Annotated in this window: 29 protein-coding genes; 17 read left to right on the forward strand and 12 right to left on the reverse strand. The window is 52.0% G+C overall.

From position 1 onward, the window contains the following. Positions 1–68 precede the first annotated feature (68 nt). The gene (fliE, locus tag ACT3R7_RS12845) at positions 69–398 is read right to left on the reverse strand and encodes a flagellar hook-basal body complex protein FliE (protein WP_192536437.1); all 330 of its coding nucleotides are present in this window, start codon (positions 396–398) and stop codon (positions 69–71) included. A 255-nt stretch (positions 399–653) separates the two neighbouring features. Here fliE and fliF point away from each other — a divergent pair, with 255 nt between their 5' ends. The 13 genes from fliF to fliR all read left to right on the forward strand — a co-directional run bounded on the left by fliF (position 654) and on the right by fliR (position 11,880). Further along, positions 654–2,408, forward strand: a complete 1,755-nt coding sequence (gene fliF, locus ACT3R7_RS12850) for a flagellar basal-body MS-ring/collar protein FliF (protein WP_192536436.1) — start codon at positions 654–656, stop codon at positions 2,406–2,408. After that, on the forward strand, positions 2,401–3,408 hold the full coding sequence (gene fliG, locus ACT3R7_RS12855; protein WP_192536435.1) for a flagellar motor switch protein FliG: 1,008 nt from the start codon (positions 2,401–2,403) through the stop codon (positions 3,406–3,408). Before fliF ends, fliG begins: the two co-directional genes overlap by 8 nt. Next, on the forward strand, positions 3,401–4,153 hold the full coding sequence (locus ACT3R7_RS12860) for a flagellar assembly protein FliH (protein ID WP_193091480.1): 753 nt from the start codon (positions 3,401–3,403) through the stop codon (positions 4,151–4,153). Before fliG ends, ACT3R7_RS12860 begins: the two co-directional genes overlap by 8 nt. A gap of 14 nt (positions 4,154–4,167) precedes the next feature. Next, the gene (gene fliI, locus ACT3R7_RS12865; RefSeq protein ID WP_192536433.1) at positions 4,168–5,562 is read left to right on the forward strand and encodes a flagellar protein export ATPase FliI; all 1,395 of its coding nucleotides are present in this window, start codon (positions 4,168–4,170) and stop codon (positions 5,560–5,562) included. Further along, a complete protein-coding gene (gene fliJ, locus ACT3R7_RS12870; protein ID WP_192536432.1) occupies positions 5,559–6,011 on the forward strand; it encodes a flagellar export protein FliJ in 453 nt (150 codons plus the stop codon). Before fliI ends, fliJ begins: the two co-directional genes overlap by 4 nt. A gap of 19 nt (positions 6,012–6,030) precedes the next feature. Next, on the forward strand, positions 6,031–7,344 hold the full coding sequence (locus tag ACT3R7_RS12875; protein ID WP_226940102.1) for a flagellar hook-length control protein FliK: 1,314 nt from the start codon (positions 6,031–6,033) through the stop codon (positions 7,342–7,344). A 162-nt stretch (positions 7,345–7,506) separates the two neighbouring features. Then, on the forward strand, positions 7,507–7,983 hold the full coding sequence (gene fliL / locus ACT3R7_RS12880; protein ID WP_192536555.1) for a flagellar basal body-associated protein FliL: 477 nt from the start codon (positions 7,507–7,509) through the stop codon (positions 7,981–7,983). Between the two features lie 20 nt (positions 7,984–8,003). Beyond that, positions 8,004–9,059 carry a flagellar motor switch protein FliM gene (fliM, locus tag ACT3R7_RS12885; protein WP_192536430.1) on the forward strand — a complete coding sequence of 352 codons (1,056 nt, stop codon included), beginning with the start codon at positions 8,004–8,006 and terminating at the stop codon, positions 9,057–9,059. Next, positions 9,056–9,571, forward strand: coding sequence for a flagellar motor switch protein FliN (fliN, locus tag ACT3R7_RS12890; protein ID WP_192536429.1), 516 nt, complete (start codon positions 9,056–9,058; stop codon positions 9,569–9,571). Before fliM ends, fliN begins: the two co-directional genes overlap by 4 nt. Next, positions 9,568–10,008, forward strand: coding sequence for a flagellar biosynthetic protein FliO (fliO, locus tag ACT3R7_RS12895; protein ID WP_193091478.1), 441 nt, complete (start codon positions 9,568–9,570; stop codon positions 10,006–10,008). Before fliN ends, fliO begins: the two co-directional genes overlap by 4 nt. An 8-nt stretch (positions 10,009–10,016) precedes the next feature. Beyond that, positions 10,017–10,784 (forward strand): flagellar type III secretion system pore protein FliP, encoded by a 768-nt coding sequence (fliP, locus tag ACT3R7_RS12900; protein ID WP_192536427.1) that lies wholly within the window; start codon positions 10,017–10,019, stop codon positions 10,782–10,784. Positions 10,785–10,814: 30 nt separating this feature from the next. Continuing rightward, positions 10,815–11,084: a flagellar biosynthesis protein FliQ gene (fliQ, locus tag ACT3R7_RS12905; RefSeq protein ID WP_018917813.1), complete on the forward strand. Its 270-nt coding sequence runs from the start codon at positions 10,815–10,817 to the stop codon at positions 11,082–11,084. A gap of 4 nt (positions 11,085–11,088) precedes the next feature. Further along, a complete protein-coding gene (gene fliR, locus ACT3R7_RS12910) occupies positions 11,089–11,880 on the forward strand; it encodes a flagellar biosynthetic protein FliR (RefSeq protein ID WP_192536426.1) in 792 nt (263 codons plus the stop codon). Between the two features lie 74 nt (positions 11,881–11,954). On the opposite strand, the gene flgL is transcribed toward fliR, so the two are convergent. The 11 genes from flgL to flgB all read right to left on the reverse strand — a co-directional run bounded on the left by flgL (position 11,955) and on the right by flgB (position 22,569). Next, entirely contained in the window at positions 11,955–13,217 is a 1,263-nt protein-coding gene (flgL, locus tag ACT3R7_RS12915) for a flagellar hook-associated protein FlgL (RefSeq protein WP_496199237.1), read from the reverse strand. A 16-nt stretch (positions 13,218–13,233) separates the two neighbouring features. After that, positions 13,234–15,165, reverse strand: coding sequence for a flagellar hook-associated protein FlgK (gene flgK, locus ACT3R7_RS12920; protein WP_496199238.1), 1,932 nt, complete (start codon positions 15,163–15,165; stop codon positions 13,234–13,236). Between the two features lie 61 nt (positions 15,166–15,226). Then, positions 15,227–16,249 (reverse strand): flagellar assembly peptidoglycan hydrolase FlgJ, encoded by a 1,023-nt coding sequence (gene flgJ / locus ACT3R7_RS12925; protein WP_193091475.1) that lies wholly within the window; start codon positions 16,247–16,249, stop codon positions 15,227–15,229. After that, entirely contained in the window at positions 16,249–17,379 is a 1,131-nt protein-coding gene (locus tag ACT3R7_RS12930) for a flagellar basal body P-ring protein FlgI (RefSeq protein WP_192536422.1), read from the reverse strand. The genes flgJ and ACT3R7_RS12930 overlap by 1 nt, the downstream gene beginning before the upstream one ends. 46 nt (positions 17,380–17,425) lie before the next feature. Further along, positions 17,426–18,115, reverse strand: coding sequence for a flagellar basal body L-ring protein FlgH (locus tag ACT3R7_RS12935; RefSeq protein ID WP_018917819.1), 690 nt, complete (start codon positions 18,113–18,115; stop codon positions 17,426–17,428). 24 nt (positions 18,116–18,139) lie between these two features. After that, positions 18,140–18,922: a flagellar basal-body rod protein FlgG gene (flgG, locus tag ACT3R7_RS12940; RefSeq protein ID WP_018917820.1), complete on the reverse strand. Its 783-nt coding sequence runs from the start codon at positions 18,920–18,922 to the stop codon at positions 18,140–18,142. Between the two features lie 35 nt (positions 18,923–18,957). After that, a complete protein-coding gene (locus tag ACT3R7_RS12945; protein ID WP_192536420.1) occupies positions 18,958–19,716 on the reverse strand; it encodes a flagellar basal body rod protein FlgF in 759 nt (252 codons plus the stop codon). 31 nt (positions 19,717–19,747) lie between these two features. Then, positions 19,748–20,965, reverse strand: coding sequence for a flagellar hook protein FlgE (flgE, locus tag ACT3R7_RS12950; RefSeq protein ID WP_192536419.1), 1,218 nt, complete (start codon positions 20,963–20,965; stop codon positions 19,748–19,750). Between the two features lie 36 nt (positions 20,966–21,001). Then, positions 21,002–21,697 (reverse strand): flagellar hook assembly protein FlgD, encoded by a 696-nt coding sequence (locus ACT3R7_RS12955; RefSeq protein ID WP_193091474.1) that lies wholly within the window; start codon positions 21,695–21,697, stop codon positions 21,002–21,004. Positions 21,698–21,699: 2 nt separating this feature from the next. Further along, the gene (gene flgC / locus ACT3R7_RS12960) at positions 21,700–22,110 is read right to left on the reverse strand and encodes a flagellar basal body rod protein FlgC (protein ID WP_193091473.1); all 411 of its coding nucleotides are present in this window, start codon (positions 22,108–22,110) and stop codon (positions 21,700–21,702) included. 27 nt (positions 22,111–22,137) lie between these two features. Next, complete coding sequence (gene flgB, locus ACT3R7_RS12965; protein WP_192536416.1) at positions 22,138–22,569, reverse strand: flagellar basal body rod protein FlgB; 432 nt, start codon at positions 22,567–22,569, stop codon at positions 22,138–22,140. Positions 22,570–22,776: 207 nt separating this feature from the next. Between flgB and flgA the strand changes: the two genes are divergently transcribed. From flgA to ACT3R7_RS12985, 4 genes are all read left to right on the forward strand, one after another. Further along, entirely contained in the window at positions 22,777–23,487 is a 711-nt protein-coding gene (flgA, locus tag ACT3R7_RS12970; RefSeq protein WP_225735979.1) for a flagellar basal body P-ring formation chaperone FlgA, read from the forward strand. Positions 23,488–23,574: 87 nt separating this feature from the next. Further along, a complete protein-coding gene (gene flgM / locus ACT3R7_RS12975) occupies positions 23,575–23,841 on the forward strand; it encodes a flagellar biosynthesis anti-sigma factor FlgM (RefSeq protein WP_192536415.1) in 267 nt (88 codons plus the stop codon). 11 nt (positions 23,842–23,852) lie between these two features. Next, positions 23,853–24,302, forward strand: coding sequence for a flagella synthesis protein FlgN (locus ACT3R7_RS12980; protein WP_193091472.1), 450 nt, complete (start codon positions 23,853–23,855; stop codon positions 24,300–24,302). A 99-nt stretch (positions 24,303–24,401) separates the two neighbouring features. Further along, positions 24,402–25,142 carry an SDR family NAD(P)-dependent oxidoreductase gene (locus tag ACT3R7_RS12985; RefSeq protein ID WP_193091471.1) on the forward strand — a complete coding sequence of 247 codons (741 nt, stop codon included), beginning with the start codon at positions 24,402–24,404 and terminating at the stop codon, positions 25,140–25,142. Positions 25,143–25,256 lie beyond the last annotated feature (114 nt).

Here is a 25,256-nt window from a genome sequence, read left to right on the forward strand (position 1 = left end):
GCACCATACGATGGTTTTATAATGGCGCCCATTTTCAAGAGAGCTAAAGACGCTAAGGCTACAGGCAGTTACACCTGCATATTCATAACGTCGCGATAGGCAGTTACCAGACGGTTACGTACCTGCAGCCCCATCTGAAAAGCAACGCTCGCTTTTTGCATATCCACCATCACGTCGTTTAATGCGACATTCGGCTCACCCGCCTGGAAGGCCATGGCTTTCGTATCGGCAGCTTTCTGAAGGCGGTTAATGCGCTGAATTGAGGCTTGTAACTCGCTGCCAAAGCCACCTTGCCCTACGGCTGTCGAGACGTGTGTACCCTTCAACGGCTGTGATGCCGCCTGCGTGGCCAGCCCCTGCATTTGCTGAAGCGCTGCTTGGATAGCAGGTGTACTCATCGGCATGCCTCATCGGCTTTAAATGAAATAATGGGCAAAGCCTACCACTACTGGTAGCGCACTCATACGAACAAATACGCCCTAAAAGCCAAGCTTTTCGTTCATTTATGCTCGACACACCCCAGGATAATGGCGCCCATCACAATTCCGCCCCATTCTCTTGGCGGATAACCGCGATTGACGGATATAGCCTATGCCTTCTTTGGTGATGCGCCTGGGCCGACACCTGTTTTGCTTACCCCTATGGAGGGATGCATGAGTGAAATTGGTGCAACGGCAGGCCGTCAAAGTAACACGACACAAAGTGCCTCCCGTAGTAACTCAACAGACAGCGACGCAAAAAGTTCTTCACCGACTGAGCGCTTGCTAAAACAGTTACGCGGTAACCCATTGGTCATTCTACTGATCGCAGGGGCTGCTTCAATTGCCGTGGTGGCAGCACTTTTCATGTGGGCAAGTAGCCCAGAATACCGCGTTCTCTACAGCAATCTTAATGAAGCCGATGGCGGACGGATTATTGCCGAACTTGATAGCCGCGCCGTGCCCTATCAGTTTAGCGCAGGCGGCCAGGCGCTGCTTGTGCCTAGCGATCAGATTCATACACTAAGGCTACAGCTTGCCGAGCAGGGCTTGCCCCGGGGCGGCAACGTCGGCCTTGAGTTAATGGATACCCAAGCGTTTGGCATTAGCCAGTTTGCTGAGCAGGTAAATTACCAGCGCGGTCTGGAAGGCGAGCTTGCCCGCTCGATGGAGTCGCTCGGCCCAGTCGAGCGCGTTCGCGTGCACCTCTCTTTAGCCAAACCGTCTGTGTTTATTCGTGACCGCGAGCCAGCCAAAGCCTCGGTCATACTCACCTTGCTACCCGGCCGAGTGCTGGGTGAAGGTCAAGTAAGTGCCATTGTGCATATGGTTTCCAGTAGCGTGCCTGAACTAGCCGCGCAAGACGTCACGATCGTCGATCAAAACGGTCGGCTGCTGTCTGCTGATACCACGCGAGGGAGTGACCTTGATGGGACTCAGCTTGAATATATAGCGGAAGTCGAACGCTCCTATCAGCGACGCATCGAGCATATTCTTACCCCCATTTTAGGCAGTACGAATGTCCGCGCTCAGGTTGCTGCGCAAATTGATTTTTCACGTCGCGAGCAAACGTCGGAACGCTACGGCCCTAACCAGCCCCCGAATGAAGCGGCCGTACGTAGCCGCCAGCTTAGCCTCTCTTTCGATGGTGATGATCCCTTAGCGAGTGGAATTCCTGGTGCATTAAGCAACTCCCCACCCGGCACAGCCCCCTCTCCCATCAATCAGCCTGATGGTGAAGAAGGCGAGGAAGAGGTGCCGCCGGAGGCACTGCGCAGCCTGCGTCAAGAAGACGTGGTCAACTATGAGGTTGACCGCAGCGTTGAGCATGTGCAGCAACGACTCGGCCAAATTGAGCGGCTTTCAGCGGCGGTTGTGGTTAATTATCGTGATGTGATCAATGACGAAGGTGAGCTTGAACGGGTTGCGTTAACCGATGTTGAAGTCGCTCAGATTGAGCGCTTGGTACGCCAGGCTATGGGATTTTCTCAAGTACGTGGCGATCAGGTTGAAGTGGTGAACTCACCCTTCGCCGACACCCGCGAGGAAATGACTGAGACTGTATGGTGGAAGCAGCCAGAGACACTTGCAATGGCAGGTACGCTAGGGCGTTATTTGCTAGTTGCCTTGGCGGCACTGTTGATTTACCTACTGATTCTGCGCCCCTTAATCAAGCGCTATACACAGCCCCCGGTAACGGCGCCTACAGCGACACCTGGTCGTACGCTTAGCACCAGCGTGGGCGATGAAGACGATGAGAGTGACGATGAAGCGGAAGGTGATGATGACGATACCTATAGCGACAAACCCAAGCGTCGTCGTAAAACATCACTGTACGAACATAATCTCAATGACCTACGCGAAATGGCTCAGGAAGATCCTCGTATGGTCGCCATGATCATTCGTAGCTGGATGAATAATAATGAGTAGCGAAACGGCTAACATGACAGGCGCTCGCAAGAGCGCCATCCTTCTCCTAGCGCTGGACGAAGACAGTGCAGCGGAGGTCTTCAAATACCTAAATGCTAGTGAAGTACAAGATATCAGTATGGAGATGGCGCGCCTGAATCAAGTATCCCATGAGGATATGAAGGCTGTGCTTGAAGCATTCCACCGTGAAACCGAAGAGTTTGTGGCGCTCAACCTTAATTCTAGCGAACACATCCGCTCAGTACTTACCAAAGCACTGGGCAGCGAGCGCGCCTCTAGCCTGATTGAAGACATATTAGAAACCGCTGGTGGCAACTCAGGCATTGATGCGCTCAACCTGATGGAAGCCTCCATGGTGGCTGAGCTTATCCGCGATGAGCACCCCCAGATCATCGCGACTATCTTGATCCATTTGGACCGCCATCAAGCAGCCGATATTCTTGAATTTTTTGAAGAGAAACTGCGCAACGATGTGGTGCTGCGTATTGCAACATTTAGTGGCGTACAGCCCGCAGCCTTGCAGGAGCTAACCGAGGTTCTAACCAGCATGCTGGATGGACAAAACCTTAAACGCAGCAAAATGGGCGGCGTAAGAACGGCGGCCGAGATTCTCAACCTGATGAACTCGTCCCAAGAAGAGACGGCTATCGAAACCGTTCGCGCCCACAGCGAAGACTTGGCCCAAAAAATTATCGACGAAATGTTCCTTTTCGAGAACCTACTCGACCTGGACAACCGCGCTATACAGATGGTGCTGCAAGAAGTCGAAACCAACTCTCTGGTGGTGGCGCTCAAAGGCGCTCAGGAAGCCCTGGTCGACAAGTTCCTGCGCAACATGTCTCAGCGCGCTGCCGACCTGGTTCGCGAAGATATGGAAGCACGCGGCCCAATACGCGTCTCACAAGTCGAAACGGAACAAAAAGCAATCTTGCAAGTGGTGCGCCGCTTAGCTGATTCCGGTGAAATCGTCTTAGCCGGAGGAGATGACGAGTATGTCTAATTCGTCGTCAGAATTTGACCGCCATAGCAGCTGGCAGCGCTGGCAAATGGATGAGCTTCCCGCCTCCAACCAAGGCAGCGACCAAGCGACCAGCGGCCCCACCGCGCATCAACGCAAAGTGCTGGCCGCCCAAAAAGCGGCTGAGCAGGCTCATCAGCGCGAACAGCAAGAGCGTCAGGCACTCTATGAGCGTCTTCGCCAAGAGGCTGAAGAAGCCGGCTATCAGGCAGGTTTTCAACAAGGCATGGAAGAAGGTACGGCAAAAGGTCTGGAAGACGGTCGTTTGCAAGCCCAGGATGAACTGCAAGAGCAATCTCGCTTAGCGATAGCGCCTTTGAATACCCTGGCAAAGCAGTTTTCAGAGGCACTGGAACGCATTGACGACACCATCGCGCATGATCTTGTTGAACTCGCACTAGCGACAGGCAAGCAGTTGGCAGGCAAAGCCTTACAGGAAACACCCGAGCAGATACTTAATATCGTGCGTGAGCTTTTACACACCGAGCCGCCTCTGGTGGGCCAGCAGCGCTTATGGTTAAACCCTGACGATCACAGCTTGGTAGAAACGCATCTGGGCACAGAGCTCAGCGCGGCCGGCTGGAAGTTACAGCCTGACGATCAATTAGCTCGGGGTGGCTGCCGAATTACTAGCGCCCAAGGCGAGCTGGATGCAACCTTTGAAAGTCGTTGGCATGCCATCCAGTCGCAGGCTAGAAAGCGCCATTCATCTAACACTGCGTCTTAATAGGCGAACACGTAATGAATGACTCCACCTGCCCTCACCAGCATCGCTGGCATAAAGCCATCCGCCGTACCACACAGCGGGTAAGCCATTTGCCATGCCATCGCAGCAGCGGCCGCGTAACGCGAGCGACAGGGATGGTCATTGAGGTAGTCGGGTTACGTGTGGCCGTCGGAAGCGCTTGTCGTATCGAGCTCCCTGGGCCGGACGGCCGCCTGACCGATAGCCATAAACATGCAGAAGCTGAAGTCGTTGGGTTCGCAGGCGATAAGCTGTTTTTAATGCCATTGGAAGAGATTTCGGGATTAATGCCCGGTGCCCGGGTCTCTCCCCTGGGAGATGGAAGTGGCCACAGTGCACGACGCTTTCCCATTGGCGATGAACTGCTGGGTCGTGTATTAGACGGTAACGGTAATCCGCTGGATGACCGCGAGGGCCTTGAAGATGTGCCCCATGCCACGCTTAGCTCAGCCCCCCTTAATCCGCTATCACGAGCGCCTATTGAGGATCAGATTGATGTGGGCATTCGCGCAATCAATGCGCTTTTAAGCGTCGGCCGTGGCCAGCGAATGGGGCTTTTTGCAGGCTCGGGGGTAGGTAAATCGGTGCTGTTAGGCATGATGGCACGTTATACCAAAGCCGATGTGATTGTTGTCGGGCTAATCGGTGAGCGTGGCCGAGAAGTACAAGATTTTATTGATCATATTTTAGGGCCTGAAGGCCGTCGTCGCTCGGTTGTAGTGGCCGCGCCAGCGGATACCTCGCCACTTCAGCGGCTACAAGGGGCAGCTTATGCAACGCGCCTTGCCGAAGGCTTTCGTGATGCCGGCCGCAATGTGCTGCTAATTATGGACTCATTAACACGTTACGCCATGGCCCAGCGTGAAATTGCTCTCGCTATTGGTGAGCCTCCCGCGACAAAGGGCTATCCGCCTTCCGTGTTTGCCAAGCTGCCAGGCCTTGTTGAACGGGCCGGCAATGCTGAGCGCGGCGGTGGCTCGATTACAGCTTTTTATACCGTTCTTACCGAAGGCGATGACCAACAGGATCCGATTGCCGACTCGGCCCGGGCGATTTTGGATGGTCATATTGTGTTATCACGCGGTTTAGCCGAAGCCGGCCATTACCCAGCGATTGATATCGAGGCTTCGATCAGTCGCGCCATGACGGCGATTACGACACAAGAGCAGCTACAAGAGGCCCGCGTTTTCAAGCAGATGTTTTCCCGCTATCAGCGCAATCGCGACCTGATTAGCGTTGGTGCTTACAGTCCAGGACACGACCCAAGACTTGACGAAGCGGTGAATCTTTTTCCCGCGCTGGAGCGTTTTCTTCAACAAAATATTGATGAGTGTGCAACGCTTGAAGACTCACACCAAGCACTGCATGCCGTGGTGGGAGGCCGCACATGAGCCATTCGCAACTCGAAATGTTAACGGGCTTAGCCAAAGATGCCCGCGACCAAGCAGGTAAACTGCTTGCCCATGAACGACAAACTGAGCAGCAGACCGCCTCTCAGTTACAATCACTTAGCCAGTATCGCGCCGAATATGCCGAGCGATTGCAAAAGGCGATGAGCGAGGGTATCGACCCTGCCACGATGTACAATTATCAGCAGTTTTTAGCCTCGCTTGATGCGGCATTAAGCCGTGCCCGCCAAGCGTTAATTGCTCAACAACAGCGTGTCCAGCAGAGCCAGCAACACTGGCAGCAAGAGCAGCGTAAACTCTCCTCCTACGATACACTGGCGACGCGTCGGCTATCAGAAGAGCACCGCCGCCTTGAGCGCCATGAGCAAAAAACCAACGATGATCTGGTGACGGGCCGCTTGGCTCGCCAGCGCAATGAGAAACCGCATTAGCGGCGCCGAGGAACGGTATATGAATATACAATTATTGCTTTCGGGGGCTCAAAGCCAAGGTGCCTCCTCGGTAACCAAGCAGACGTTATACAGTACCTTGGAATCGTCTCAAGGCGCCTTTCGCCAGGCGCTTTCTCAAGCTGCCAACGCGCCGTCAAACGCTTCTCAAACGCATCAGACCAGCGATCCAGCCGCTATAACAGCTCAACCGTTGCAAGCACTTGGCTTTGAATTTAGCGAACAATCACTTGCCTCGCTATTATCAGGGGAAAGCTATGCGGGCGAGGGGTTGACACCGCTTGATGAAATTGCAGCCCGCATGGACCTGGTTGCCTTGTTCGCCGAGATACCGGCTGCTGACGCACAGCTTGAGAAAACCCCGACGCTGGAAACGCTTATCCAACAGCTCAACCTGGGTGAGGATCAAGTTGCAGAGCTTCTGGGCGCACTCGGCATACGTCATCAAGCCGACCAAGCATCGGGGCTTACAGAGTCGCTTGCAAGCCTTAGCGAAGAGCACGCTGACCAACTGATTAGCGCATTAAGCATCTTGTTGGCGGCGCCTCAGAATAGCGTTGCTCTTCAAACATCTGCTGCACCGACTCAATTAATGAATAGCCAGAGCGCGTTTAATCAGGGCCCGCCGCCCCTCCTTCATGCCACTCCAGCTGGCTCGCCAAATCAGACCACTGCGCCGGTAAACGGCCAAGAATTTCTGACACAACTTGGAGCGCTGGCACCCGCAACGCAGGCAGATAGTCAGGCCATGTTGTCTGTCCTTGAAGATCGCGATCCATCGTTACGCGCAAGCCCAATAGCCACGGCACTGTCAGGGCACACAGCACTTGGCAATACCTCCTCCATAGCAGCACCGGGAGTTCCCACCGCACAGGCTTCAATAGGCACGTCTGTTAACAGCCCCGCCTGGCCTGCGCAGCTTGGCCAACAGCTTGTGCAGTTCGCTCAGCGCGGTGGAGAGCAACAGGTGAAAATGCAACTGCATCCGGCGGAGCTTGGTCCTCTTTCGATCACTTTAAAAGTAAGTGAGCAGGGCACGCAGGCGCATTTCTTGGCGTCTCATATGCAGGTTCGTCAGGTTATTGAGCAAGCGATACCTCAGCTACGTGAAGCGCTTGCGGAGCAGGGCATTTCATTAGGAGAAACGTCCGTTGGCGAACAGCATAGCTCCAATGAGCAAGCCTTTGCCCAAAACGGCAATTCAGCCACTTCAAATGGCAGCGGTGGCGTCTCCGAAGCGGACAGTGACTCAGTGACGCCTGCGGCGGAAAATCATTCTATAACGCTTGATGGCCGAGTTGATCTTTACGCTTAGCGGCAGCGAAATTGATAGCAACTTACGATTTAGATACGTAGAAAACAGCTAAACCAAAAGATAGGCTCGCCAAGCGAGCCTGTTCATTTCATCACTCACAGCCATATTAGGCATAATGCGTAATCAGTGGCATGTGTAGCGATTATGGGAACGAAACGAGAAATGGCTGAAAAAAGCGGCGGCTCCAAAAAACTGCTCTGGATAATGATTGTTCTAGTGCTCCTCTCTTCAGCGGGCGCGGCTGCCGCCATTTATATGGTGCTCGACCAGCGAGATGGCCATAGCGCTGACGAAGGAACCCAGCCAACAGCAGAGCGCGAACCACCTGTTTTTACCCGCATTGACCCCTTTACGGTCAATCTCGCCGATGACAGCTATGGGTCTCGCTTACTATATACAGGCATCACGCTGCGTGTAGGTAATGAGGAAAGCAAAGCAATTATCGAAGAACATATGCCTCAGGTGCGTAGCCGGCTACTGATTTTACTGTCGGGTAAACAGGCCAGCGAACTTACCTCGGTTGAAGGCAAAGAACAGCTCGCGCAGGCTATTATCAGCCGCCTCGGCGTTCCTTTAACGGAAAACCAGCCGCCGCTTGATTTACGCGAAGTGCTGTTTACCGAATTTATTGTGCAATAAGCCGGGAACTGGAGCCGTTCATGTCGCAGGACGATCTACTGTCCCAGGAAGAAATTGACGCCTTATTAAAAGGTGTCAGTGGTGATGATGAGCCATCGCCTTCAGCATCGCCATCACAGGATGAGGCGCGCATTCGCCCTTATGATCCCTCAACGCAACATCGGGTCATTCGTGAGCGGCTGCATGCACTCGACTTTATCAATGAGCGCTTTGCCCGCTACTTCCGAAACGGTTTATTTAACTTGATTCGGCGCAGCGCCGATATCACGGTTGAATCCGTTCGCTATCAAAGTTTTAGCGAGTTCTCACGCAATGTTCCGGTGCCGACCAACCTGAACCTTGTGTCAATGAAGCCCTTGCGCGGTTCTGCACTCGTTGTGTTTCCACCCAATCTTGTGTTTATGGTAGTGGATAACTTATTTGGCGGCGATGGGCGCTTTGTCACCAAGTCAGACGGTCGTGAGTTTACCAATACAGAGCAGCGCATTATTCACCGCCTACTGAACCTGGCCATCGATGCCTATCAGGAAGCGTGGAAAGTCGTGTATCCGCTTGATGTTAATTTTATGCGCTCTGAAGTGCAGTCCAAGTTTGCCAACATCACCAATTCCCCCAACGAAATTGTAGTTAATACCAAGTTCAACATTGAGGTGGGCAACCTCTCAAGCAATTTCCAGATCTGCATGCCTTACGCCATGATTGAGCCTTTACGAGACCTGCTGGCCAACCCTATCAATGATAGTAATCACGACCATGACGGCACTTGGTCCCGCCGTATGGCCAGCGAGTTACGTCAATCTGAAGTAGAGCTTGTAGCGGAGTTTGCCCAAATACCTAGCCGTATTGCGCACGTGATGGGGCTCAAGCAAGGCGACGTATTACCGTTAGATATCCCCAATACGATAACCGCTCGTGTTGATGGAGTCCCCGTCATGGAATGCGAATATGGCAGCCAGCGTCAGCAGCATGCGCTGCGCGTACTTCACATGATCGACCATGCCGCTATGAATAACGTATCGTCAAAGGACTTTATTAAAGGTTCGACGCGACAGAAAGCCAAGGAATCCAAAGCATGACTGATCCCAACAAACCCGATCAAAATGTCTCCGATGACGATTGGGCGGACGCCATGTCTGAACAAGCAGAGAACCCAGCCACTAACGATGTCGCCGACGAGGAAGATCCATGGGCGGCGGCGATGGCCGAACAGGAAGCAGCGGAAGAGCAACCCGCACCTAGCGACGCGGCACCTGACACTTCAACAGCCAAAGCGGCAAGCGACGATATCTTTCGCCCTCTCAGCGCCATAGGTGAAAGTGCGCAGGCGCGTGATCTTGAAATGATCATGGATATTCCGGTCAAGCTTACCGTTGAGCTTGGCCGTACAAAATTAACGATCAAGCAACTACTTGAGCTAGCGCAAGGGTCTGTTATCGAGCTTGACGGGCTAGCGGGTGAACCCATGGATATCCTGATTAACGGCTATTTGATCGCACAGGGTGAAGTCGTCGTTATTGAAGACAAGTACGGTATCCGTATTACGGAAATCATTACTCCTTCCGAGCGCATTCACAAGCTTAATCGATGAGCGCTGAAACAACCTCACTCCCAAGCGGCGCGCTAGAGTCGCTTAGCGATAGTGGCGATGCGTTTATCGGCATGGCCATGCTAGGCAAGACTGCCGCGGCGCTGGCATTTGTTATTGCCATGATTCTGCTTTGCACGGCACTTTTAAAACGCTGGCAGAACGTGCGCCCCCAACAGGGCGCTCGGCTTCGCGTTATCACCAGCACTGCAGTTGGAAATCGCGAGCGTGTCGTGGTGGTGGAAATCGAAGATACCTGGCTGGTCCTTGGGGTAAGCGGTGGGCGAATTACCAAGCTACACGAGCGCCCAGCCCCAGAAGAGCGCCCACCCGATGACTCTCCCGCCCCTGATGCTCCACGCTTTTCACAGCGGCTTTCTCAGGCGCTGGTAAAAAACCGGCGCAGAAGTACGCGCGACGACCCCCACCAAACACCATGAGGCATAGGATGCACTCCTCTCGGCCCTACTGGCAGTCTTGGCTGCTGTTTGGCATTGCGATTACGCTTTGTATACTGGTTAATCCCGCGCACGCACAGCAATTGCCAGGCATTATCTCGCAACCGCTTGAGGACGGTGGTCAGCAGTGGTCGCTATCACTTCAAACGCTGCTGTTTTTAAGCTCGCTGGCTTTTTTGCCCGCAATGCTACTGATGATGACCAGCTTTACCCGAATTATTATCGTCCTTAGCCTTCTTAGAACGGCGATGGGTACACAGGCAACGCCGCCTAATCAGGTACTGTTAGGTATTGCTCTCTTTTTGACCTTTTTTATTATGTCACCCGTTCTGGCCCAGGTGTACGACACTGCCTGGCAGCCTTTATCCAACGAAACCATTAATTTTGAAGAGTTTTTGGTGCGGGCCCAACTACCATTTCGTGAATTTATGCTGGCTCAGACGCGAGAACCCGACCTGGCTCTGTTCGTGCGCTTAGCAGATGTAGGCCCCCTACAAGGCCCTGAAGAGCTTCCTTTCAGGGTGCTTCTACCTGCCTTTGTTACCAGTGAGCTTAAAACTGCATTTCAAATTGGGTTTACTGTTTTTATTCCTTTTTTGATTATCGATTTAGTCGTGGCCAGTACGTTAATGGCACTCGGCATGATGATGGTGCCCCCGGTGACGATCTCACTACCGTTCAAATTAATGCTTTTTATATTGGTTGACGGTTGGCAGTTAATCATTGGCTCACTAGCCCAAAGCTTTTATGTTATTTAAGTGCCGCATTAAGCGGCAAGGAGCAATCCAATGACTCCTGAAATGGTGATGAGCATGGCTTACCAGGGCATGCGTGTAACGCTGTTTCTTGCAGGGCCTATACTACTGGCGGCACTCTTCACAGGCTTGATCGTCAGTCTCTTTCAAGCGGCCACGCAAATTAACGAAATGACGCTGACCTTTATTCCTAAAATTCTGGCGGTGTTTGCTGTCTTGGTACTCGCAGGCCCATGGCTGATTAGTTTGATTACTGATTTTACTACCCGGCTGTTTAGCAACATTCCCAACATGGTGATGTAATCCCATGGTGGATATCACCTTTGCGCAGCTGCAAGGCTGGTTAATAGCCTTTCTATGGCCCTTTGCGCGCATTACGGCGTTCATGGCCGCTTCTCCGCTTTGGGGACACTCAAGTATCCCCAACCAGGCGAAAGTAGGGCTCGCCGCGTTAGTTACCATTGTCATTGCTCCCATTCTTCCTGCCATGCCAAATGTGGCCATTATGTCGTGGGCAGGGGTCGGCATCATGGTGGAACAGATGCTTATCGGGCTGGCCATGGGGCTGGTGATGCATATTGTGTTTGCTGTTGTTCAGGCGGCCGGGGAGTATATTGGTTTGCAGATGGGGCTAGCATTTGCGACCTTTTTTGATGCTTCAAGCGGCACCAACATCATGGTGCTTTCGCGTATTTTATATATGATTACGCTGTTGATGTTTTTAGCGTTTAATGGCCATTTAATGGTACTTGAAACGCTGATTATGAGTTTTGTGACCTTACCCATTGGCATAGGAGGCTTAAACCCTGGCGCCTTTGAGCTTCTTGCCCGTTACGCAGGCACTATATTTGCCTCCGGCATGTTACTGGCATTGCCACTGGTAGGCGCCCTGCTGATTATTAACCTGGCGCTCGGCATTCTTAACCGCTCCGCCCCCCAACTTACGGTTTTCAATATCGGCTTTCCCACCTCATTAACTGTAGGTATTACTCTTTTAATGGTATTGATGAACGATATCGGACGTTTTCTGCAGTCGCTCTTTAGCCAAGCGCTTGGAATGATGCAAACCTTAATAGAAACAATGGCACCCATAAACTAAAGCCCCTATATCAAAGCCCCCATGCCTAAAAGGCACAGGGGCTTTAAATGGCGATGTCTATCTGTGGCTTACAATTACATATAGTCGAACAGAGACATACCTTTAATATCGACAAATGCTTTTTGCGATGCCTGCAAGCCAACCTGACGCAAACTGTACTCAGAAATCGCCTCGGCGTAATCAAGATCGACTAAATCTGATAATGTCTGCGTATAGTTCATCATTCGGTTGCTACCGACTGCATCAATAACATCCAGCTCATTCAGCCTTGCACCAGCAGAGGCACGTACCGTCAATACGTTATCCAGTGCGTTATCCAAATCGCGCATTGAGGTATTCAAGGTATTGCGCAGTTCCGCTCGCTCACTGGTACTTTCGGCTGGGGTTTCCAATACACGAATAGCCGACTCTAGCGTTTTAAACAGATCCGGTTCGCGCTGATCGCTGCCTGCCTGGGCGACTAAAATTTGGTCACCTGACTGCGGCTGGCCTTCTAATGAGACTTTCACTCCGCCGAACGAGAGCTGCTGTGTATCCGTGCCGCCAGTATAGGGCTGATCAACATGATCCTCTACGTTAGACCAGGCATTTTTGGCTTCGTCAAAACGCTGTACTGTATAGGTGGGCGCATCCTCCGTTCCGCCGAAGGCGACACGGTAGTCATCCCCATAATTGTCATCGCTAACGTCTGTGACCTGGGGGCCACTAAAGGTCACGCTACCCGTGTTGCGTGTGCCATCTTCTTTGACAGCTTCTGCAATATAGCCAGCACCACTGGGCACACTTTGGAAAATAGTTTTACCATTTTCGGTAACAGGCATTAAGCGGGAGGCGTCAACCTGCTGCTGACGACCATTGACATCGCCACTATATTCAACATTACCTTCAGCCGTTTTAACAAAAGGCGGCGCATTATCTTTATAGCCACCAAACAGATAGCGTCCATTGCCATCGGTAGCATTAGCCTGGCCAATCAGCGTTTCATAAACCCCTTTTAGCTCACTGGCAATCGACTCACGGTCAGCGTTGCTTAGGGTATCGCTGGAGGCCTGGATTAGCAGTGTTTTGGCACTAGTGACCGCATCACTCACGCTGTTTAATATGCTTTCTGTCTGAGAAAGCGAATTGCGAGCAGAAACGCGCGAGTCCGCATACTGCTCTGTGATGGCGATCGACTGATCAACACCAACGGCACGTGATGCCGCCTGCGGATCATCTGAAGGATTCACCACCCGACGAACGCTGGCGATCTGCTGGCTCACCTTTAAAAAATCGCTCTGCTGGCGGTTCATGGACGCCGTGCTTTGCTCAAACATGGTAACGGTACTAATACGCATAATTTAAGCTCCAGAATTAGCCGCGCAGGTTCAAGATGGTATCCATAATGGTGCCCGCCGTATCAATGACACGAGCGTTAGCCATATAGTACTGCTGGTAACGAATCAGGTTGGCGGCCTCTTCATCCAGGTTAACGCCCGACTCAGACTGCTGAACAGCACGCAACTGATCGGTTAGGCCTTGGCGCGCATCCAGGTTGACCTGAGTAATATTAGTGCGGTTACCGACATCGCTGACAATCGATGCATAAGCACCGCTCACTGAAGCGGAGCCACCCACCACGGACTTGCTCTGCAGTTCTTGCAGGGCCAATGCGTTACGGTTATCACCAGTGGCTGCGATAATGTTCTGGCTGACGGTTAACGTTGCCGTTGCATCCTCGTCTGGGAGTTCATCCAGCGTAAAACTGATGCCATCAATAACAACAGCATCTCCAGCTGATAACTTATCTTCAGATGCATCAAAGACTGCACCGTCAACGGTGATTCTTGCTTCAGGCGTCAGTGTCAGCGTACCTTCCTCATCCACCTTTAGCTGATATTGCTTATTCTCAGAAAAAGCGCCGGATGCTGTGCTTAACTCGCTAACATCTAAATTGCCCGTGCTTTTAAATGAGTTAAGCGGGCTGCCGCCTTGGTCATCAAGCCCCGCATCACCAGCGGCTATTTTGTCCACATCAGCAATATTAACTTCCATTCCGTTACCGGCACGGCGTACAGGCTGGATTTCGAAACGGTCGCCGGAGCGCGCACTACCGTTAAATTCAACACTGATACCGCCAAATTTCAACTCATTACCGTTATCCCAAGATTCTTGATCAAACGCTACGACTTGCCCACTATCATTACGTGTAACGACAGGCGCATTGTCTTCAAAACGAACGGTGTAATCAGTTGCCTTAAGCTGGTCGATATTGGCGGCGTCAAATGTCACCGTCACATCAGCATTACCGATATTTTTCTCGTTGGCGTAACCTTGTGGCGCACGTACGGAGAAAAAGTCACCGCCCTGCTCACCATCCAGATCTACGCCTTTTTTATGCTGCTCGTTAAACGCAACGGATAGCGAAACAGCTAGTTGGCCAATCTGATTTTGAGTTTTGTCCAGCGTTTCTGAGCGGAAGGACATTAACCCACCTAACGCACCACCTTTGATCGTTGACTCGTCTAGCTTCGTTAAATTATTACCACCATCACGATAACCGACTACCGTACGCTGTGGGTCAGAATCAGCTTTCACTGCTTCAAGTTGGAATGAGTTTGTTCCCGTTACCAGTGGCTGGCCATTGGGCAAACTAATGTTATAGGTTTTGCCGTCTTGAATATTTAGACGCAGATCCATCCGCTCGTTAAGATCGGAAACCATTTTATCGCGCTGGTTAAGCAAACTATTAGGCGCTTCGCCTGTTCGCGCACGAGCCAAGGCAATCTCTTTATTTAAGCCCGCAATCTGCTCTGTCGTATTATTGATCTGGGTAACTTCGTCTTTGATTTGGCTATTGATATTGCTCTGCATATCCTGCAGATAGCCATCAAAAGAACGGAACTGAGCACTCAATGTATTGGCTGTACCTAATACGCCTTGCCGAGCGGCGGGGTCAGACGGCGAGCTTGCAAGATCTTCCAGCGAAGAGAAGAAACCCTGCATCAACGGCGATAAGCCAGCTGCTCGGTCGGCCAGCAGATTATCGATTTGCGAAACCTGATTGTTATAGGTCTCAAGCGCACTCGATTGTGTTTTCGCATTGTTTAGCTGGTTAGCGACATAAATATTGAACTGTCGCTCAATAGCATTGACTTGAACACCGCCACTCACACGTCCTTCGCCCAGCTGGGTGAGTTCGCGGTTATAGCCGGGAGTAAAAATATTACTAATATTGTTACTGGTGGTGTTGAGGGCATTCTGGGCGGCATTAAGGCCGCTTAAGCCAACAGAAAACATGCTCATGGTTCATATCCTTGGGCCGATGGATAATTTATCGGCAGCGCCCTGAAAAACTTGAGCCCCGTTAGCGCGAATCAGCTAAGAAAGTACTCTGTGTTACTGGCCCCATGGTATTCATGACGGCGACCAATTTTTGTGCATAGCGCGGGTCAGTTGCATAACCACCCTGCTGCAGGGCATGGGCTGCCTGCTCGGCATTAGCAGCCTGCACAACACCAGCATAGCGAGGATTATTACCGATCAGGTTGGCATAGTCGGTAAGCGAATGTTCAAACGAATCATATACCCGGAACGTATCAACGACCTGGGTACGCCGACCGTTAATATATTCGTGAGTCACGATATCCGTTGTCTCGCCCTGCCAGTGGCTACCTGCCTTGATTCCAAACAGGTTATGGCTATTGCCTCCCCGATGAGTCGGTATTTCATGCCGCCCCCAGCCGGTTTCAAGCGCCGCCTGAGCTAGAATAAGCTCTGCAGGCACTCCGCTGGCCGCACTGGCAGCTTGAGCGGGTACCGCTAGTTTTTCCATAAATCGCTGCACGTGATCAGGCGCATTGACTGTTGTTACCGGAGCATTAATAGTGATCGGCTGGCTTTCTTCGACGATGGTGCCCTGACGTATTGCTTCAAGCTCGCTCAAGAATCGGCTAGTGGCTTGAGCGCCTACAGCACGCTCATCTTGAGGCTGTAGCGCCCCATCCAGCACGCGAGGCGTACCACGAGGGATGCCCGCAATTAGCGTTTGTAGCTCTTGGTCAGCGTTATTAGCGTTACCTACAACGCCTTGGCGCTTTAGCTGGTCTACCAACACATCGGCTAACCCCATACCTTTAGACGCAATTACCTGTGACCACTGTTGGTCCAACATCTGTTGGTAGGTATCGGTCGTGCTACTGCTCAGTAAACCGGAGGTGGGGATGGCGTCACGCATACTCTTCATCATCATTTGTACGAAAAGCGCTTCAAACTGCTGGGCGGCCGAATGCACACCGGCTTCAGGGTCCATTCGAGCGGTATGCTGCAAGCGCTGAAAGCCCTGCACATCGAGTGCAAACTGGCTGGTCATGTCATTGGAAATACTCATCAGATGACCTCCAGCTCAGCGCGAAGCGAGCCGGACGCTTTCAGCGCTTCCAGAATCGACATCAGATCCTGCGGCGTGGCACCCAGCGCATTCAAGGCGTTCACTACTTCATTAAGCTGCGCACCTTCAACAATCTGAAGATAGGCCTCCTGCTGCTCGATATTAATATCGGCATCCGGCACCACCACGGTTTGCCCCTGCCCTAAGGGCGCTGGCTGACTCACACCAAAGCGCGTATCAATCATGATCGACAGGCTGCCATGGGCAACCGCAGCCTGGCGCAGCGTCACGGCGCTGTTCATCACCACAGAGCCCGTGCGCGAATTAAGCACCACACGCGCTGGGGCTTCTGTGGGCGTGACCTGAACATTCTCGACCCGCGCCATGAAATTGACCCGCGCGTTAGGGTCAAGCGGGCCATCCAAAGCGATCACACGGCCATCGCGAGCATAGGCAACCGACTGGCCAAACTCGCTATTAATGGCCGTTACCATGCGCTGCACGGTACCAAAGTCAGCATCGTTCAGCTGCAGCTCCAGTAAGCCGCCATTGCCCCCCAGGTTCAACGGCACCTCACGTTCAACCAGCGCTCCGCCGGGGATACGCCCTGAGGCCTGCTGGTTGATCTGAACGCTACTACCACCGGCCTGGGCACCCGCACCACCTACCAGCATATTGCCTTGGGCAATCGCATAGGTATCACCATCAGCCCCCTTCAGCGGCGACATCAAGAGTGTACCGCCGCGCAGGCTACGCGCGTTGGCAATCGACGAAACGACAATATCTAGACGCTGGCCGGGGCGCGAAAAGGGGGGAAGATCAGCGGTTATCATGACGGCCGCTACGTTACGCAGCTGCATATTGGTACCCGGCGGGATAGTCACGCCCAGCTGTGACAGCATGTTCGTCAAGCTCTGGCCGGTAAACGGTGCCTGAGTCGTTTGGTCACCGGTGCTGTCCAGGCCCACGACCAGCCCGTAACCCACTAGTTGGTTATCGCGCACGCCGGCAAAGGTGGCCAGCTCGCGGATGCGTTCAGCATGGGCCGGAAAGGCAAGCAGGCACACAAGCAGAACGCTACCTAGTTGAGCTAGCTGTCTTTTAATGGATTTAACACCGTTTAGCCGCATTGCCATCACTCTAGATTACTCTGCTGTTTGGTTTTTCCAGACATCGCTAGAAAGGCGAAACATTTAGGAAAAAGCGCTGCAGCCAACCCATATGCTGCGCTTCATTGATATAGCCATCGCCAACATACTCGATGCGGGCATCCGCGACTTGTGTTGATGGCACCGTATTCTGTGTCGTTATCGTTCGGGGGTTAACCACGCCCGAGAAACGAATAAATTCGGTTCCCTGGTTGATGGCTATCTGCTTCTCCCCTCTGACTCGCAAGTTGCCGTTATTCATGACTTCCAGTACGGACACCGTGATGGTGCCGGTGAAAGAGTTCGTCGCTTGCGCCCCGCCGCCACCGGTAAAATCACTGGCACCCGAAACATCAAAACCATATTCGGCCAGGGTATCCAGTACATCCGGTAATTGCGCCAGTGTCAGCGAAGAGCTACCTGCCCGGGCCGCGTTGGTACTAGCATTTTTGCTTGCACTTACCTGCTCATCCAGCACGATGGTGAGGATATCGCCCATGGCTCTAGGTCGGCGGTCTTCAAACAATGGCTGATAGCCACGCCGCGACTGGTAGATGGACCCATTGGCAACAGGCGGCGGACGATCCACGATATCAATCTGCTCCTGCTCGCCCACAACTGAGGCGCGGGGTATCTGCGCGCAGCCAGCGGCCAGCAATATAAAAAACAGCAAAGCGATGACGCCTAGCCGACGGCTAACGTAGTGAAATTCCCGCATGGCTCAATAAACCTCAACGCGCACTTATAACTGGCTTAAGCGTGCCAGCATTTCATCGCTGGTAGATACCGCTTTACTGTTAATCTCATACGCACGCTGTGTCTGAATCATGCTGACCATTTCTTCTACGACATTCACGTTTGAGGTTTCAACATAGCCTTGAAACAGGCGTCCAGCGCCATTATTACCGGGTGCATTTTGGTTAGGGGCTCCCGATGCGCCGGTTTCCAGATATAAGTTGCCGCCCACGCTTTCTAAGCCGGCCGGATTAATAAACGACGCGACGTTGATTTGGCCAATATTAGCATCCTGGGCTATTCCTGGCTGACGAACGCTGACCGTACCATCTTCGCCAATAGACACCGACAGCGCATTTTCAGGAATAAAAATAGCAGGCTCTAACGGATAACCGTTTGCCGTCACCATCTGGCCATTTTCATTGAGCTGGAAGCTACCATCTCGGGTGTAGCCGTTAGTCCCATCAGGTAGTAATACCTGGAAGAAACCTTCACCGTTAATGGCAATATCACGCGAATTGCCGGTTTCTTCCAGGCCGCCTTGGGTATGTAGTCGCTCCGTGGCGACAGCACGCACTCCCGTGCCTACCTGCATACCTGAAGGCAGACGGTCCTGAATATTATTCTGCGCGCCAGGCTGGCGCATGTTCTGATACAGCAGATCTTCAAAAACCGGACGTGAGCGCTTGAATCCATTGGTGCTGACGTTGGCCAAGTTATTGGAGATAACGTCCAGCTTCGTCTGCTGAGACTCCAGCCCCGTCTTGGCGGTCCACAAAGAAGTAATCATGAGAATTCGTGTTCCCTTGGGTAAGCGGCTAGGGTTTAGCCCTGAATAGAGAGAATACTGTTGGCGCGCTGAGCATTTTCATCAGCGGTGCTGAGCATTTTCATTTGCATGTCGTAGCGCCGGGCAACATCGATCATCGATACCATGGCATCCACGGCGCTGACGTTGCTGCCCTCAAGTGCACCACTGACCAGGCGAGCGTTCTCGTCGCCTGGAAGGGCACCTGCCACGCCCTCTTCATTGAGGGGGCCACGAAACAGGCCATCATCGCCACGCGTCAGCGCGAGTTCATCAGGCGTTACCAGCTTGATACGGCCAACTTCAACCAACGCTTCAGGGCCTTCACCTTCGGGAATGGCACTGATCGTACCATCAGCGCCGATGGATACCTGAGCACCTTGAGGCACAGCAATCGGACCACCGTCTCCCATAACCGGCCGCCCGACGTTAAGCAGTACGCCATCGCTGTCTAGCTGGAGGTCACCGCGCTTGGTGTAGGTTTCAGTGCCATCGTCTGCCAATACCGCCATCCAGGCGTTGCCCTGCATGGCTACATCCAGCGCACGGCCCGTAAACTCGACCGGCCCCTGGGAAAAATCGCTGCCCGGCGTCGTGGTTACTACTGACGTACGCGTTGCCAATAACGCCTCTCCCTGCACAGGCACAGAGCGTGCGGCCTGCAGCTGGGCACGAAACCCGGTAGTCGTCACATTCGACAGGTTATTGGTCACCACGGACTGCTGATCCATGGCGTGTTTAGCGCCACTCATGGCGGTATAAAGCATCCGATCCATACCACTTACTCCTTACAGAAATGACCCACTATTAAAGGTTAATAATGGTTTGCAGGAGCTCATCCTGGGTGCTGATAGTCTGTGAGTTAGCTTGGTAAGAGCGCTGCGCGACGATCATATCAACCAGCTCACGCGCCATGTCGACGTTAGAGGTCTCCGTTGCACTGGGCTGGATCATGCCACGTAAACCTTCGCCTGGCGCACCGACCAGCTCTTGTCCTGAAGAACCTGTTGCGGTCCAAAGATTATTACCTTCAGGTCGCAACCCTTCTGGATTACGGAACGTTACCAAAGCAACTTGCCCAGCGGCACGAGACTGCTCATTGGAATAGTTACGCATGACGGTGCCGTCATTCTCAAAAGTAATACCCACTAATGAACCAGACGTATACCCATCCTGGATAACGTCATTGACGGTCGAATTATTGGCAAACTGCGTACTACCTTCAAAACTAAGATCTATATCTAAGTTAGCGAGCGCGTTGCCTTCACCAAACTCAGTATCGTCAAATAGGGCGTTATTCGTATTATCCTCTTGCAAGACACCATTTTGATTAAATGTTAGCCCCCCTAGCGCAACGTCGTACGTTCCACTTCCCGCAGGCCCACCAGAGAGGCGTCCATTTACAGACCACTGGTTGTCAGCTGTTTTAGTAAAATACAACGCGAGATTTCGGGCATTACCCTGAGAGTCAAAAACGGTTGCATTTGTGGAGTAGTTATACGTGTTGGCATTTTCGGCATCGAAATCAGCATCAATGATCGGTTGACCTGAATTCAGGTTCAGGGAAACATTCAGGGCTGTCGATGCATTTGCAGGAAGGTCGCCTGGTGGAATATTCAAGGGGACAACATTGCCGCCCACTTGAACGTTGCCTTCTGCATCCGCCGGATACCCCATAAGCTGGGCACCTTGGGCATTAATTAAGCGACCATCCGCCGTCATGGTTAACTGTCCGTTGCGTGAATAAGCTGCTTCACCACTAGACTGTTGAAACCGGAAAAAACCTTCACCGGAAATCGCCAAATCCATATTACGTGACGTTGACTCTACGTTGCCCTGGCTAAAGTTCTGCAATACTGCAGATGTTCGTACACCTAGCCCAATGCGCGACTCTGCATACACATCAGCAAATTGCACGTTAGAGCTCTTGAAACCGACTGTTTGCGAGTTGGCAATATTATTACCAATCGCGCCTAACTTTTGCTGTTGCGCACTGAGACCGCTGAGTGCTTGTGAAAAGCTCATAATGTTCCCCTAAGAAAATTAGCGTTTAGCAGGTAATTACAGAATTTGTTTAATCTGATCCAGGGTGACCTGGCCATAGATCGCGCCAAGATCTAGGCGAACATTATCTCCACCGGTCCCAGGCGATACACCTTGTACCAGGGCATAGTTAAGCGCTCGAGACTCCATCAACTCGCCTTCTGCATTCGTGGCCTTGAAATTAACGTTGTAGGCACCTGCCGGTACTGCGGCACCATCGTTCGTCAATCCGCCCCAGCTAAAGGATTCAACACCTGCCGCCACCGCGCCCAGGTCCTTGGTATAAAGCACCTCACCTGCCTTGCTGGTAACCGTGACGACAACTTTTTCAGCGGCTGAATCCAGCTCAATACCAAAAGGCGTTGCGTAAGAGCCGTTCTCTTCATCAACACTGACCATCACATTATTGCCAGGCACCAATACCGCTTTATCGATCAACCCAGCTGCCTGCAAGGCTTTCGCCGCATCCATCTGCTGAGTAATGCCTTCAAGCGTGGAGTTAAGCTCTTCGATCCCGCTTACGGTATTAATTTGAGCCAACTGCGACGTCATTTCCGAATTTTCCATCGGCTTTAACGGATCTTGGTTTTGCAACTGGGTAATTAGTAGCGTCATGAAGCTATTTCTAAGCTCATCTGACTGCCGAGCTGAAAGGCCACTGGAGCCACCACCGCTGTTAATACTGCTAACGACGCTTGTATCAATATTATTCATGCTTATCCCTCACCCAGCGAAAGCGTCTGAATCATCATTTGCTTTGTCGTATTGAAGACCTCGACATTCGCTTGGTAGGAACGAGAGGCAGAAATCATATTAACCATTTCGTGTACCGGCTCTACGTTGGGTTTCGCCACGTAGCCGTCTTCGTCGGCGGCAGGATGATTCGGCATGTATTCAAGGCGCAAGGGAGAATCGTCTTCAACGATTTCGGAGACTCTCACGCCACCTACGCCGTAGCGGGTGTTTTGCGCCTGCGCTTCAAACATAACCTGCTTCGCGCGATACGTTTCACCATCTGGCCCTGCAATACTATCGGCATTGGCCATATTACTGGCGGTCACGTTCATACGTTGGGACTGAGCGCTCATGGCAGAACCGGCAACATCAAACGCTGAAAACATCGACATCATTTATCTCCTACGCAATCAGCCGGTTTATTCAGGCTGCATGGCGTTTTTCAGGCCCTGGATACGGCGATTCATAATCGTAAGCGCCGCTTGGTAACGTACGGCATTGTCAGCAAATTGAGTGCGTTCACGATCCATATCAACCGTATTGCCATCTAGGCTGGGTTGGTCAGGAATCCGATATAGCAATTCCGTACTGCCTGCGCCTCGCCAAGCGGGGCCAGTGCCAGCCATATGCCGTTCAGAAGTACGCGATAGCGTTAAACCGCCGTTATTGTTTGGCTGGGATGCACCACCTTCAACGGCTTTTTTCAATTCGCTGGCGAAATCGATATCGCGCGCTTTATAGTTAGGCGTATCAGCATTCGCGATGTTGGCAGCCAATACTTCATGCCTTGATTGCCGCAAGCCTAACGCCTGCTGATGGTAGTTAAAGGCGGATTCTAATTGATCAATCATGCCAAGCCCTCGCTAGCTGGGAGGCAAAAATAAAATGAAATTTATTGAGGGTGGAGAATACGCGCCTGCCTGTCAGCTCAAAGCATGGAACAGCTAGTATTTACACCAGCATTTCGCCTGTTTCGTTTAATACTTTTTCGCTACACTCATCAGCTAAAGTTACACTCATTGGCTAAATTCGTTGTTTTTCCCTTCTGAGCTCCCACCATGTCATATCCGCTGCGCGTTACACGTCGCTGCTTGGCAGTGTTCAAGCGTTACTTTCTAATAGGCGCTTGTTTGTTTTGCTTTTCACATGCGTATGCCGATGATGCTCTTCTTCAACAAGTACATCAGTTTCTGTATCAGCAGACCCAATCACTGGGGGAAGAGGTTGTGATTGAGCTACGCCCGCCTTCACCACATCTCCCCCCCTGTGTTCAACCGGAGCCTTTTCTGCCTAATGCGGGCCAATCCCCTATTGGCCGCGTCTCGGTAGGGGTCAGGTGTGGTGAGACACACCAGCAGGTGCGCTACCTGCAGGCGCAAATAGATGTTATTGGCAGCTACTGGGTAGCACAGCATGATATTGAACGAGGCACGTTAATTACGCCGGACATGCTTGTGCAGCAGAGTGGTAATTTGAGCAACCTTTCTTCTCAAGCACTCATCGATAAAGCGGAAATCGTCGGCAAAATTGCACAGCGCCAAATTCGAAGCGGCAGTGCTTTTCAAAATCATTTCCTGCAGGCACCTTCGCTTGTGGAACGCGGTCAGCGCGTTACGGTCATAGCACAAGGCAGCTCATTTCGTGTTTCGCGCGAGGGTGAAGCATTGGAGAGTGGCGCCCAGGGAGACCGAGTTCGTGTACGCTTTAATACACGCGAACTGGTGACTGCCCGCGTTATCGAGCCAGGTATTTTAATGGTGGATTTTTAATTATGTGTCTAAAGTTTTAACCATTAAGGCCGATAGCTAATATCACAGGCGCAGAATACACAGACGTTGACCATAAAGGCACACAACGTGAAAATTGATAATCTCAATTCACTGCTTCGCTCTAACCAAGCACAGCAGCGTGATGAAACACAGAAAGCGGGTGGCTCTAAACCAGTTGAAGCGAGCAGCTCAGCGCGTGAATCGACTCAGCTTAGCCACTCACAAGTCGACGAAACCTATGACGTCGACGTCGCGAAAGTGCAGGAAATTCGTGATGCCATCCGTGAAGGCCGTCTTGAAATGGACGCTGCCCGCATTGCTGACGGCTTAATTGCTAATCTTTCAGAGTCATAAGGTAAATTATTATGAGTCTTGCCCGTTTGCTTTCCGATCAACAGCAACGCCTTGATGAGCTAGTAGCTCTACTATCGCGTGAGCAAACGCTTCTAACGCCGGGTGATATTGATGGTGCAGCACTCGCCAATGTTGCAGAAGACAAGCAAGCACTACTGACAGAGATTGAGCGTATTGAAACACTGCGTCGCAGTGTTCAAAAACGTCTTGGCTATGAAGATAGTGCCAAGGGAGCCAGTGCGGCCGCTCAGGATGCAGGCTGCCAAACGGCCTGGGCAACGTTACTTGAAAAGAGTGAACGGGTTGCGCGCATGAACGAACTGACTGGGCAAATGCTTTCAGTACGCATGAAGCATAACCAGGACATGTTGAACTACATTCGCCAAATCGCAGAGAAAACACTGTATAAACCCGATGGCCGTAATAATGCTCAACCGGGAAGAATCAACGCATCAGCGTAACTATTTTCTTCAATACAGATAATCTGCTCTAAACTCCTTCTAGACAAATATCCAGCGTGCAACTTGAATGAGAGCCAACTTCCTCTATTAGGCTTATTTATGCTGGACTACCTTCCTGACCGCTACACGGTTTTAGTTACCGGCGCCTCTGGTGGCATTGGTCATGCCGTATTACAGCACCTTTTGTCCTCTTCTCAAGTGGGCCTTATTATTGCCGTTAGTCGTCAGCCACTTGATATTGCCGATGAACGTGTCACTTCACTCCCATTGGATGTAACTACTGAGGAAGGGCGCTTTGCACTGAGGGAAAAACTAAACGGGCAGCCAGTACATCTGTTTTTTAACGCCATCGGCTTACTGCATGATGACACTCAGCACCTTCAACCCGAAAAGCGGCTAGATCAATTGACTGCTGGTAACCTGCAGGCTCTCATGCACGTTAATGCCTTTACGCCAGCTTTACTGATCGCTGCGTTATCAGCGTCTTTTAAAGGGACGCACGCCTGTATTGTTGCCAGCCTATCCGCCAGGGTTGGCTCCATCACAGACAACCAACTCGGGGGCTGGTATAGCTATCGAGCCAGCAAAGCAGCGCACAACATGTTGCTCAAAACGGCGGCGATTGAATTAAAAAGGCTTAACAAGGCGTCAATAGTCTTATGCCTACATCCAGGCACAACCTGCACACCTCTCTCAGAGCCGTTTCAGTCCCGGGTGCCTAACGAAAAGCTGTTTACTCCCGGCTTCGTTGCTAGTCAGCTATTGGATGTCATTAACAAGCGCACCCCAGAAGAAAGCGGTAGCTTTTGGGACTGGGCAGGCAAACCTATTGAGTGGTGAGTGGTGAGTGGTGAGTGGTGAGTGGTGAGTGGTGAGTGGTGAGTGGTGAGTGGTGAGTGGTGAATTATAAGCAAAAAAAATCCCCCGAGGCGCAAGCCCCGGGGGATTTTTCAT

The organism is Halomonas sp. AOP43-A1-21, from assembly GCF_052376775.1.
Taxonomy (GTDB): domain Bacteria; phylum Pseudomonadota; class Gammaproteobacteria; order Pseudomonadales; family Halomonadaceae; genus Vreelandella; species Vreelandella colorata.